General features: G+C 67.2%; 12 protein-coding genes. 5 read left to right on the forward strand and 7 right to left on the reverse strand.

Annotated features, from left to right (window positions below):
- Positions 1-45: 45 nt before the first annotated feature.
- The 3 genes from VNJ48_RS21940 to VNJ48_RS21950 form a co-directional block, all read right to left on the reverse strand.
- Entirely contained in the window at positions 46-1,248 is a 1,203-nt protein-coding gene (locus VNJ48_RS21940; protein ID WP_325605922.1) for a NosD domain-containing protein, read from the reverse strand.
- A gap of 192 nt (positions 1,249-1,440) precedes the next feature.
- The gene (locus VNJ48_RS21945; protein ID WP_325605923.1) at positions 1,441-2,625 is read right to left on the reverse strand and encodes an AGE family epimerase/isomerase; all 1,185 of its coding nucleotides are present in this window, start codon (positions 2,623-2,625) and stop codon (positions 1,441-1,443) included.
- A 370-nt stretch (positions 2,626-2,995) separates the two neighbouring features.
- Entirely contained in the window at positions 2,996-3,406 is a 411-nt protein-coding gene (locus VNJ48_RS21950) for a VOC family protein (RefSeq protein ID WP_325605924.1), read from the reverse strand.
- Positions 3,407-3,768: 362 nt separating this feature from the next.
- Here VNJ48_RS21950 and VNJ48_RS21955 point away from each other — a divergent pair, with 362 nt between their 5' ends.
- Together VNJ48_RS21955 and VNJ48_RS21960 are read left to right on the forward strand one after the other, a co-directional pair.
- Positions 3,769-4,047, forward strand: a complete 279-nt coding sequence (locus tag VNJ48_RS21955; RefSeq protein WP_325605925.1) for a hypothetical protein — start codon at positions 3,769-3,771, stop codon at positions 4,045-4,047.
- A 136-nt stretch (positions 4,048-4,183) separates the two neighbouring features.
- Entirely contained in the window at positions 4,184-5,539 is a 1,356-nt protein-coding gene (locus tag VNJ48_RS21960) for an MFS transporter (protein WP_325605926.1), read from the forward strand.
- 142 nt (positions 5,540-5,681) lie between these two features.
- On the opposite strand, the gene VNJ48_RS21965 is transcribed toward VNJ48_RS21960, so the two are convergent.
- Positions 5,682-6,587 (reverse strand): hypothetical protein, encoded by a 906-nt coding sequence (locus tag VNJ48_RS21965; protein ID WP_325605927.1) that lies wholly within the window; start codon positions 6,585-6,587, stop codon positions 5,682-5,684.
- A 138-nt stretch (positions 6,588-6,725) separates the two neighbouring features.
- Here VNJ48_RS21965 and VNJ48_RS21970 point away from each other — a divergent pair, with 138 nt between their 5' ends.
- Positions 6,726-7,028 (forward strand): DUF7668 domain-containing protein, encoded by a 303-nt coding sequence (locus VNJ48_RS21970; protein ID WP_325605928.1) that lies wholly within the window; start codon positions 6,726-6,728, stop codon positions 7,026-7,028.
- A gap of 353 nt (positions 7,029-7,381) precedes the next feature.
- Here VNJ48_RS21970 and VNJ48_RS21975 read toward each other — a convergent pair whose 3' ends face one another.
- Positions 7,382-8,050 (reverse strand): 3-oxoacid CoA-transferase subunit B, encoded by a 669-nt coding sequence (locus VNJ48_RS21975; protein ID WP_325605929.1) that lies wholly within the window; start codon positions 8,048-8,050, stop codon positions 7,382-7,384.
- A 79-nt stretch (positions 8,051-8,129) separates the two neighbouring features.
- Positions 8,130-8,897 (reverse strand): CoA transferase subunit A, encoded by a 768-nt coding sequence (locus VNJ48_RS21980; RefSeq protein ID WP_325605930.1) that lies wholly within the window; start codon positions 8,895-8,897, stop codon positions 8,130-8,132.
- Between the two features lie 107 nt (positions 8,898-9,004).
- Between VNJ48_RS21980 and VNJ48_RS21985 the strand changes: the two genes are divergently transcribed.
- Complete coding sequence (locus VNJ48_RS21985) at positions 9,005-10,033, forward strand: ArsA-related P-loop ATPase (RefSeq protein ID WP_325605933.1); 1,029 nt, start codon at positions 9,005-9,007, stop codon at positions 10,031-10,033.
- A gap of 56 nt (positions 10,034-10,089) precedes the next feature.
- Positions 10,090-11,235: an ArsA family ATPase gene (locus tag VNJ48_RS21990; RefSeq protein WP_325605934.1), complete on the forward strand. Its 1,146-nt coding sequence runs from the start codon at positions 10,090-10,092 to the stop codon at positions 11,233-11,235.
- Between the two features lie 47 nt (positions 11,236-11,282).
- Here the strand turns inward: VNJ48_RS21990 and VNJ48_RS21995 are convergent.
- Positions 11,283-11,502 (reverse strand): WhiB family transcriptional regulator (locus tag VNJ48_RS21995; protein WP_325605931.1); only part of this gene is annotated, 220 nt, incomplete at its 5' end.

Genomic DNA, 11,502 nt, shown 5'->3' on the forward strand with positions numbered 1-11,502 from the left:
AGACCGCTCCGTGGCACCGTCACCTCTCTCAAGGTACGGCGAGTCTCACCGCCACTCGTAGGCGCCGATGTCGACTGGTCCCACGACGGGGCGGGGCACCAGTCTCGTCGGGTGCTCGTACTCCGAGGTGGCGCGCCACTGCTCGGGCACCTGGACACCTCGGTTGATCGCGGATGACGTGGACAGCAGGCGGAAGTCGTCGGTCGCGGGGTTGACGAACTCCTGCAGGCCCACCCTGATGTTGGCTGAGGCCGGGACACCCGTGAGGTTGGTCAGCGACCCTGGTCCGACCATCAGGTTGTTGTGCAGGTTGGCCTGGCTGCCGGTGGCGAGACGCACGAAGGTGCCGGCCGTCCGACGGTTCACGAAGGTGTTGTTGACGACCCAAAGCTCTCGCGAGCCCGTGGCGGGGAATCCCTCGGCGGCGTACGAGACGAGGGTCGAGTTCGGTGAGTTGGGTCCCTGGATGATGACGTTGCCCGCGATCAACGACCGGCCGCCGTTGGGCAGGTCGATGGAGTAGCTGGTCGCGGCGTCTGCGTCGGTGATCCGGTTGCCGATGATCGTGTTCTGGGCTGCCCGGGACTTGAGCTCGTGCCCGACCTTGGCCCCCCAGATGTAGCTGCCGCTGACGGTCAGGGACCGCACCGCGCCGATGTAGAGGTTGTGGCTGTAGCCGTCCCCCGCGCCATTGCTGAAGAAGCGCGAGTCCCGGATCACGATGTCGCTCGTGGGACTGGCGCCGGTGAGGATGCCGTTCTGGTTGTCGTGGAACCAGCTGCGTGTGACGGTGAGCCCGACACCCTCCTGACGGATGCCGGCGCCGTTCTTGTCGGTCACGGCGGCGCCGCTGAACTCGATGCTGTCGACGACCGTGCGGTCGCCGGCGATCACCCAGATGGCCTTGCCCTGTGCGCTCTTCCCGCCCGCTTGCAGGTGCGCGAGCCCGCCGTCGCCTCGCAGGGTGAGGTCGTCCTGGGTCCAGGTGGCCACGTCGCCGACGTAGGTGCCAGGATCGATCAGCACCGTGTCGCCGTCCCTGGCGACCGCCGCGGCGGCGCTGGGCGTAGCGAGTGGTCGGCCGGGCCCGACCCGCCACGTCTGTGCCGTGGCGTTGTCCCGCACTGCTGCCTGCGCCCCGGTCTGCGCGCTGTCGGCTGCCTGGGTGGGTGCTGCGAACGGCACCAGGGCCATGGTCACCAAGGTTCCTCCGGCCACCAGGCCGGCACTTCTCTTCTTGAAGCTCATCTTGTGTCCTCCCGAGACTTCCCGCCACCCGAGTGTGGGGTGTTGCGGTCGGCGACGTGCCATCTCGAGCGTGCGCTCCTGAGGGTCGACGCGCAACCCCGCCGGGCACTCAACGCCCGCGTCACGTTGGAGCCGCAAGTTCCTGACCGGAGCGGTCACGAGGATGCAGCGCGAGCTGGTCCGCGGTGTGCGCTACCGCTCCGACCGGATTCCAGCGACGACAGAGGCTGCGAGTGGGTTCATCGGGAGCACACACGCCTGGACAGCGTGGTAGAGGTCGGGCTTGCCGGTCCACACCGTGTAGTCAGGGACGTTTCTCGCGTCCAGGGCGTGGTGCCACGAACCCCCTTGGAGATCAAGGAGGTATCGCTTCGCGAACTCCCACCAACGTTCGTAGTCCTCTTCGAAGCGGCTCTCGCCAGTGCGCTCAGCAAGCGTCGCTGCAGCCGCGATGGCTTCGCAACAGACCCAGTGCATCCGGTCGCGCGTGACCGGTCGACCGTCCCAGTCGGCGGTGTAGATGAACCCATCGGCGCCATCGACAGCCCAGCCGTCGGCCACGGCACGGTCGTAGAGCAGCACCGCAGCTGAGAGCCGGTCCGACGCCTGCCCCGGAGCTGCGTCAAGGTGCAGCAGGAGCCTGGCCCATTCGAGCCCGTGCCCCATTGTTGCCCCGTACGGCCGGAACGGGTCGGCAGCAGCCTCCCGGTTGTAGTCGAGCAAGACGTTCCAATGGGCGTCGAAGTGCTCGGGAATCCGCCAGTTGTTGGACTCCGCCCAGTTCACCACGCGAGCTGCGACGAGGTCGGCCCGCTGGATCAAGGTTCGGTCTCCCGTCACCTCCCCAGCCGCGAGGAGCGCCTCGACCATGTGCATGTTCGCATTGATCCCTCGATAGTCGTCGAGTACGTCGAAGGCGCGGTCCCAGCTGTCGACGAACATCTGCTCGCGAGGTTGCCAGAACTTCTCGTCGAGCACGGAGAGCACGCGCTCCATCAGATCCTGAGAGCCGGAGACGTCCGCGGCCATGGCGCTCGATGCCGCCAGCAGGACGAAAGCGTGGTCGTAGGCGCGCTTTGCATCATCTACCGGCCCCTCAGCACCCACCGTCGCGAACCAGCCACCGCAGTTGGTGTCCGAGAGCGGTCCGGACAGAGCCGCAACACCGTGAGCCGCAACCTCGAGCTGGTCCACCTCGCCATCACCGCCCGTCAGGCCGGAGAGCACTGCTAGAGCAGCCACGTGAGTCATCCGGGCGGTGATCCAGGTCGCGACCGGACCGGGCTCCAGCTGGCAATTCGCGTCCAGCCAGCCGAACCCGGCATCGACTCTCGCGACGCCGGTGAGCGCCGACAGCCGCTCCGCTTCGCTCTTCAACCAGGCGTGATGATGCGGCCCGCGACGAAGGGGCAATGGCGTTCCGCTCGAGTGACTCACAACCATCAGTGTGCCGGGCGACGCTGAGCACCCGTCGCCGAGCACGGTCGGAATCAACCCATTCCACCCGAGCGAAAGTATGCGTCGGCGGCACTTGTCCGGACCGCCCTGCTCAGACCCAGCCCTGCACAACGTATGCGAGAAAGGGCACGGTTCCGCTGCTTCCACCAGGGGGACCCTTCCTCAACAGATCCCTCAGCCACTTGTCCTTGTGCCCGGTAGGCGAGTGGACTCGGGTTGGGCGCGCAGGGGGTCTAGATGCGTGAGCTGGGCGTGGACATGACCGGCGAGCGGGCCGGGATGGGACCGGTCAGCCCTCGCCACGCTTCGAGGAGGCACCGAGAAGATCCCAAAGGTTGCCCCAGGGGTCCCGGAACACGCACACGCGCCCATAGGGCTCGTCTCTTGCTGGCCGCACCACTTCGCACGCCGAGTCCATGATCCGAGAAAGCGTTTCGTCGAAGTCCTCAACTCGAAGGAACAAGCCGACGCGACCAGCGAACTGCTGTCCGATCGCTGCGGTCTGTTGGTCGCCATCCGCGCGCGCGAGCAGGAGCCCGGCACCGCCGTCGCGAGGGTGCACTACGACCCACCGCTTCGGACGGCCATCAGTCGTTGTAGACGGTGAGTCCTCGGTCAGGACGAACCCGAGCGTGCGAGTGAAGAAACTGATGGCGACGTCGTAATCATCGACGATTACAGACACGAGTTCGAGTGGCATGAGGCAGAGATTAGGCCGCCGGCGAAAGTACAGCGCGCCCGGAGGCGCACCTGCATGCTCGCAGCGGATTTGGCGACGCGGCGTGTCGGCCAGTGAGTAGGGCCGAAGGTGTCGCTACACGGTCGGAGTCCGCAGCATGCCCAACGGGCAAGGCTTTGCCGGGCCCGAATGCGGACCGGCCGGTCCCTGAGCGTTGCTGTCTACCGGGAGTCTCCTAGTCATGAGCGGATACACGAATGCGCGGCAGACCGTGTCGTCATAGTCCTCGCGTCCGACCTCGTCGTCGAAGCCGACCCCTTCCAGCACCCTGGCGCTCGCGTCGTTGCCCAAGGCGACCAATCCGCGAAGCGGGACGTCCACGCGTGCGCTCGGTGCCAGCCCACGAGAGCTCCGGCGATTTCACTCGCAATGCCGATAGTCGGCGACTTGACCGCGCGGGCCTCCGGCATCGGTCCGCTCCAGCCGTTCCTCGACGACCCGAGGAAGTCTGGATCAACGATCCCAGCCGGGTCTTCATCGCCAAGCGCGGCCGCCACGAGCTGACCAACCTGATGCTGTCCTCCGCGCAGGTGCGCGAGCTGGTGGAGCGGATGGCTGAAGTCCAGTGGCCGGTGCATCGACATCTCGCAGGCTTGGTCTAGCCCCAAGTTCTCGAAAATCGCGCTGGGCAGAGAGTCGGACACCCGATCGGCGCGCAAGCTCCCCGATGATCGGGTACCGCAACAACGTTCGCCCTCGTTTTGACTTCAAGTGCACGTGAACCGTTTTCCTCGGCCCATGCTGTCAACCCGACTGCCGCGCTTGCTGCCGCGGGGCTACCAATTGATCTTCGCAAACCGCTCATTCTCCGCCGTACTGCCAGCGATCGCAGCATCGGACATGGGCGATGGCATGAGCATGGTCGCGATCGTGTGGCTGGCATTGCAGATCGTGCCGCAAGAGGCGGCTGGCCCGTTCATAGGTGCCGCGGTCGCCGCCTATGTCCTACCGGGAGCGGTCGGTGCGCTGCTGTTCAGCCGCTGGTTGCGGCGCCTTCCTGCCCGCCGGCTGTTGCGGGCGAACGCCTGGGTGCGTGCAGTGTTCCTCGGGTGTGTGCCCCTCGCTTGGACTGTCGGCGTGTTGGAGCCTGCGCTGTACCTGGCACTGCTTGCTGGATCCTCGTTGCTGCACGGGTGGGGCGGTGGGGCGAAGTACGCCCTCGTCTCCGAGCTGCTACCTGCTGATGAGCATCTGGCCGGCAATGCCCTGCTCAGTACGTCGGGATGGGCGTCCACGATTGGTGGACCCGTACTGGCTGGAGGGCTCACCGTGGTGATCAGCCCGGCGTGGATCGTCGGGCTTGATGCCTTGTCGTTCGTGTTCCTGGCCATTCAGACGGGCCGTGTCCCGGAGTCGAAGGCATCCGCCTCGTCGTTGGATTCTGGCCCCTTGCGAGACGGCTGGCGCATCCTGGCTGCCCGACCCGAACTGCTCGGCCTTCTCGCGCTCACCTGGTTCTTCAACTTCTTCTACGGACCCGTCCGCGTGGCTCTGACGCTCTTTGTTGGTGAGGACCTTCGAGGAGGCGCCAGTCTTCTCGGGCTGTATTGGGCGGTGTTCGGCATCGGTGCAGTCGCCGGCGCCCTCGCCATCGGGGCTGTACGCAGACTTCCGATGTGGCCGGTCATGATTTGCATTGTCGCCGGTCACGGTCTGGCCATGCTCCCCTTCGCCCTCCCAGCTCCCGCCGTTGTCTCCCTGCTCGGATTCGCTTTCGGCGGACTTGTGTATGGCCCTTACAGCGCCCTAGCCTTCACCCGCTTTCAGGCCGTCACGCCGGCGTCCTGGCTCACCACGGTCCTTGCCTTACGCAGTGCACTGCTCCTCACCGCATCACCGATAGGAGCGGCGCTGGGTGGCCCGCTCACAGTCGCCGCAGGCCCCAGATCGGTCCTAGCCGGTACTGGCGTCGCGATGATCATCCTTGCCCTACTGGCAACCGCATTGTGCGTCCTGAAGAGCAAGAGCATCGCCCCGCAGAGGCCGTCTGAGCTACCCCCGCTGGCGGCACCCAATGCTTCATGCAAGGCGATGCCGCTGTTCGGTTCCCGTGGGTCCCGGATGTGTAGTCAGTGTCCGAAAGGCGGCTACTAGACACTCGACTGCAGGAAGGGATCGCGGCAACTCCGGGCGGGCGCTACCGCAACGCGGCACATCCGCCTGCCATCCGTAGCGCGACGGATAAGGGTTCCTTGAGGACGCGCACTCCCTTTCGCAGCGCCACCCACTGCCCGACCTATTCGATGTACAAGTTGGGACAGGGTCCTTCGTCGAGCCTGGGATGTAGCCCCTTCTCGACCGCCAGGTCGACACCGTCATTGCAGGTGCGGTGACTTCCGACGTAGAGGTGGTAGTCATAGCCGCTGACGATGTACATCGAGTGATCAGGCGTGCACCACAGCCAGTCGTCGTTCGCACCGCGCAGCGCTCCGCGGATGCGCTCCAGGGTTGTACCCAGATCCAGGACGCGCGTCTGGTCGTGGTCACAGTCCGTGACGAAGGTCTGCGCGCCACTCTCGCGAGCCATCACTTCAATGGCATCGAGGTGTGCCTGCTCGACGGACTCGTAGACTTCGCGGGTCAGCACGACGCCGTCGAAGGTTGAACCAATGTCTCCGAAATCGCTCCAGGTTCCGTCGTCGTAGTACCCAGCCACAGACCGGTTCGGGTCGTACTTGATCAGATGGCAGTGGAAGCTCAGCTCGCGCAGTTGCTCGCCCACTCGGCGCCGCCACCAGCGGGCCAGTGACAGCGGCAGCCACGTCTTCAGCCGCGCAAGCACGATGGTCAGCGCGTCATCGCCACAGAGCTGGGGTGGCCTCACACGGTCACGAATGCCGTGGGACCGGAGACGACGAACGGTGGCCGCGTCGGAATCACCCATCCACCGGCCGAGGATCACCGAGTGCGCAGTGCCGTAGTAGGCCTCGATGCTTTCCGGGAATGCACGGCGCTCGTCGTCAGGGTCCCACTCGAAAAGCAGCAGAAGCTGCAGTTCGGGGATACCGGCCTCCGTCTGCCAAGCAGCGAACTCGTCGGCAGGAAGCGATGACAAGTCCTCCGCTGCCGCCAGCGCCCACTGCGGCGGAAGCAACTGGTCGCGGACAGCTTCCCAGTGCTCCGTCGCCACCTCGTCCGCCATGCGTTCAGGCTAGGTGCGGTGGAGGAGAAGCGCACCGTAGATCTGACACGAAGGCCCTCATCCAAGGCGGCGATAAGACGCACGTCGCGGCAGATGGGCTGCCGCGCACCAACTGGAGCACTGAGTAGCCTCGAGCACGTGGCTACTGTTCCGACCGGCTTCCGCGACGCCCTAAGGATCGAGCTAGAGGCCCTCGTGGCTGGAGAGCGGCCGGACCTACTCGCGTGGGTTCGCGAGTACGGAGGCCCGGAAGTGTCCCTGATTCGCCAACCTGACGAGATCTGGACGCATTCGGCGACAGACATAGAGGAGCGCGCGGACGGCAGCGCATTCGGCGTCCTGCCACTGTGGACCACGGGCGAGTCTCCCAGTGACTTGAGCGCCGAGTTCGAGATCGATCCCGGCGGGACGGCCACGATCGAGGACGTCCGCGTCCTGTAGATGTCTCCACCCAGCGTCAGGGACGCGCCGATGCGGCGACATCGGCGTCCGAGTACCCGACAGGCGGCGGTGTGACGCTGCCGATGCACGTCAGGCGGGAGCGTCTGCCGGTGATGGAGATCCCCAGTGTGGTCGGCCGTGTGGCTCGCTCCGCCAAAGGTCCCAGGCCGGACAGCCGATCCTGTCGGTGGGCGCGAGCGCGGTCATAGCGATCGGGTGGGGGATCTGGTCGCCGTACCCTGCAGGAGCGGAACACCTCAGTCGCAACGGTCATCGCCATGACAGCTCCGTCGAGGGTCATCACCTTGGCGCTCCGCCTGATCACCGGGGATCACGTGTGCGAAGGCGCCGCGTCAGACCAGCTCGGGTTCGGTCTTCGACCTGACCTCGTCCTCGGAGACGCCGGGGGCGAGCTCGACCAGCTTGAGTGCCCGCTCACCCAGCGTGCCGGAGGCGGCCACCTCGCCGGTCGCCGGGTCGATCACGTCGATCACGCAGAGGTCGGTGATGATCCGCTGCACCACCCGCTTGCCGGTGTATGGCAACGAGCACTCGTTGACGATCTTGAGACCGCCGTCCTTGGCGGTGTGCTCCATCAGCACGATCACCCGCTTGGCACCGTGGACCAGGTCCATCGCGCCGCCCATGCCCTTGACCATCTTCCCCGGGATCATCCAGTTGGCGATGTCGCCGACCGCGGAGACCTGCATCGCGCCGAGGATCGCGGCGTCGATCTTGCCGCCGCGGATCATGCCGAAGGAGGTCGCGGAGTCGAAGAACGACGCTCCGCGGCGTACGGTCACGGTCTCCTTGCCGGCGTTGATCAGGTCAGGGTCGACCGCGTCCTCAGTGGGGTAGGCACCGACGCCCAGGATGCCGTTCTCGGACTGCAGCACCAGCTCGACGTCGTCGTCGACGTAGTTGGGCACGAGCGTCGGCAGGCCGATCCCGAGGTTGACGTAGGAGCCGTCCACCAGCTCCGAGGCGGCGCGGGCCGCCATCGCCTCACGTGTCCAGCTCATGGACGTACTCGCTTCGCTCCGTGCGCCCATGAGGCACATTTCGCACTGCGTTGGATTGTTCGCTCGCTGCGCTCGCTCATCAGGAACTCACCGTCCGCTTCTCGATCCTCTTGTCCGCTGCCTGCTCGGACGTCAGCGCGACCACGCGCTGCACGTAGACACCAGGGGTGTGGATGTCGTTGGGCTCCAGCTCGCCCGGCTCGACCAGCTCCTCGACCTCCGCGATCGTGACCCGGCCGCACATGGCGGCGAGGGGGTTGAAGTTGCGCGCCGAGTCGCGGTAGATGAGGTTGCCGTGCCGGTCGCCCTTCCAGGCGCGCACGAGTCCGAAGTCGGCCACGATGGCGTGCTCGAGGACGTATTCGCGCATCCCCTCGGCCGTCTCGAACACCTGGGTCTGCTTCGGCGGCGAGGCGACGACGACGTTGCCCTCGGAGTCGTACTTCCACGGAAGACCGCCCTCGGCGACCTGCGTACCGACCCCGGTGGCGGTGAAGAATGCCGGGATCCCCGAGCCTCCTGCCCGCATCCGCTCGGCCAGCGTCCCCTGGGGCGTGAGCTCGACCTCGAGCTCGCCGGAGAGGTACTGCCGCGCGAACTCCTTGTTCTCCCCCACGTAGGAGGAGATCATCCGCCGCAGCCGCTTCTCCATCAGCAGCCTGCCCAACCCCCAGTCGTCGACGCCGCAGTTGTTGGAGACCGCCTCGAGATCACTCGTCCCGGCCGCCAGCACCGCCTCGATCAACACCGACGGGATGCCGCACAAACCGAAGCCACCCACCGAGAGCGTCGCCCCGTCCGGGATGTCCGCGACCGCCTCAGCGGCACTCTCCACGACCTTGTCCACGCACTTCCTCCTTCGCCGCACCGGGTCCTGCGACCCGGCGTGGGCCACCCTAGTCAGCCCGACCCGGGGCCCACCATGGCGCTCGGCCACACACTAGGCTCGTGAGCGTGTCCCTCGAGCCCACGCCCGGCGGCCCCGGCCCGGAATGGCCCCGTGCGCAGCTTCACGTCGTGTCCGGCAAGGGCGGCACCGGCAAGTCCACGGTCGCCGCAGCGCTCGCGCTCGCCCTGGCCTCCACCGGCAAGGACGTCCTCCTGTGCGAGGTGGAGGGTCGCCAAGGCATCGCCCGCATGTTCGACGTGGACCCGCTGCCCTACGAGGAGCGGCGCATCGCCCGCGGCCTGCCCGTCGGCAGCGTCGCGCCGGGCGCAGTGCACGCCCTTCACATCGACGCGGAGTCCGCCCTGCTCGACTACCTCGCGATGTACTACAAGCTCGGACGCGCCGGGAAGGCGCTCGACCGCTTCGGTGTCATTGACTTCGCCACCACCATCGCGCCCGGCGTCCGAGACGTCCTCCTCACCGGCAAGCTCTATGAGGCGGTGCTACGCAACGCCCGCAACAAGCAGGCACGCGCGTACGACGCCGTCGTGCTCGATGCTCCGCCCACCGGCCGGATCGCCCAGTTCCTCAACGTCAACGGCGAGCTCGCCGGGCTGGCGAAGGTGGGCCCGATCAAGTCCCAGGCAGACAAGGTCATGACCCTCTTCCGCTCACCCAGGACCGTCGTCCACCTGGTGACGGTGCTCGAGGAGATGCCGGTGCAGGAGACGGCCGACGGGATCGCCCAGCTCCGTGACGCCGGGCTGCCGATGGGCGGTGTCATCGTCAACCTCGTCCGTCCTCGAGACCTCGGCAAGGAAGACCTGCGGGCGGCCCGTGAGGGCAGCCTGGACCCCGTGCGGGTCACCGCCGACCTGAAGGCCGCCAAGATCGACGTCACCCACGAGCTGGTGGGCGCGTTGCTCGTCGAAGCACGCGACCACGCGGACCGGCGGGCTCTCGAGGACGCTCAGCGGGCCATCGTGCGAGGGCTGGGCAGGCCGACGTACGAGCTCCCGCGGCTGGCCGACGGAGTCGACCTCGGCGGGCTCTACGAGCTGGCCGCTCGACTCAAGGACCAGGGGCTCGCGTGACCACATCATTGGGCTCCTCGAGCGCGCCCCGTCGGGCCCGCCCCCGCGTCGGACCCCTGGCTGCGACGACCGAGCGAGCCCCGCGCCTGGACATCGACGCTCTCCTCGACTCCCCCTCGACCGGGATCATCGTGTGCTGCGGGTCTGGGGGCGTCGGCAAGACCACGACGTCTGCGGCGCTGGCCCTGCGCGCGGCGGAGCGCGGGCGCAAGGTCGTGGTCCTGACCATCGACCCCGCGCGACGGTTGGCCCAGTCGCTGGGGATCGAGACCCTCGACAACACCCCGCGTCCGGTGACCGGAGTCGGCGCGAAGGCCGGTGGCTCCCTCGACGCGATGATGCTCGACATGAAGCGCACCTTCGACGAGGTGGTGCTGAGCCAGGCCACTGCGGAGAAGGCCCAGGCCATCTTGGAGAACCCCTTCTACATCGCCCTGTCCAGCTCGTTCTCGGGCACCCAGGAATACATGGCGATGGAGAAGCTCGGCCAGATCCACACCGAGGCCCAGCGCGACGGCACCTACGACCTCATCGTCGTCGACACCCCGCCGAGCCGCTCGGCGCTGGACTTCCTCGACGCCCCGGAGCGGCTCAGCAGCTTCCTCGACGGTCGCTTCATCCGGCTGCTACTGGCGCCTGCTCGTGGCCCGGCCCGGCTGATGACGGCCGGTCTCGGGCTGGTCACCAACGCGTTGACGAAGATCCTGGGAGCCCAGGTCCTGCGCGACATGCAGACCTTCGTGGCTGCCTTCGACACGCTCTTCGGCGGTTTCCGCCAGCGGGCGCAGAAGACCTTCTCGTTGCTCCAGGCCGACGGCACGGCCTTCGTCGTCATCGCTGCGCCCGAGCCGGACGCGCTGCGGGAGGCGGCCTACTTCGTCGAGCGGCTCACCGAGGACGAGATGCCGCTCGCGGGGCTGATCATCAACCGGGCCAGCTCGGGCCTCGCGGTCGACCTGTCGGCGGACGAGGCGACGGCAGCGGCCGACCGACTCAACGCCGCCGCGCCGGACTCCACGACGGCGGGACTGCTGCGGCTGCACGCCGATCGGGTGCGCATCGTGATGCGCGAGAAGCACCTGCGTGAGCGGTGGGCGACAGCACACCCCGACGTCGCGAGCGCGGTCATCCCTGCGCTGTCCACCGATGTGCACGACCTCGCCGGGCTCCGGCGGGTCGGCGACCTGCTCGCCGGCGGCTGACCCACGAGAGATCAGCCGGCGGCGAGTCAAGGATCGGGGCCCAAGAATCAGACGGTGACGATGCCCTCGTGCTCGGTGCGGGCGGACTCCAGGACGGAGCGCCACGAGGCTGCCGGACGACGACGGATGAGGGCACGGCGCTCACGCTCGGTCATGCCGCCCCAGACACCCCACTCGATCTGGTTGTCGAGGGCCTCAGCAAGGCATTCGGTGCGCACGGGGCAGGAGGCACAGACCTGCTTGGCCTTGTTCTGCTCGGCTCCACGC

The organism is Nocardioides sp., from assembly GCF_035576065.1.
GTDB lineage: Bacteria > Actinomycetota > Actinomycetes > Propionibacteriales > Nocardioidaceae > Nocardioides.

Excerpts from the sequence above, each read along its gene's own strand:
- VNJ48_RS21950 (WP_325605924.1), bottom strand. The coding sequence starts at position 3,406 with ATGCCACTCGAACTCGTGTCTGTAATCGTCGATGATTACGACGTCGCC.
- VNJ48_RS21960 (WP_325605926.1), top strand. The coding sequence starts at position 4,184 with ATGCTGTCAACCCGACTGCCGCGCTTGCTGCCGCGGGGCTACCAATTG.
- VNJ48_RS21975 (WP_325605929.1), bottom strand. The coding sequence starts at position 8,050 with ATGAGCTGGACACGTGAGGCGATGGCGGCCCGCGCCGCCTCGGAGCTG.
- VNJ48_RS21940 (WP_325605922.1), bottom strand. The coding sequence starts at position 1,248 with ATGAGCTTCAAGAAGAGAAGTGCCGGCCTGGTGGCCGGAGGAACCTTG.
- VNJ48_RS21965 (WP_325605927.1), bottom strand. The coding sequence starts at position 6,587 with ATGGCGGACGAGGTGGCGACGGAGCACTGGGAAGCTGTCCGCGACCAG.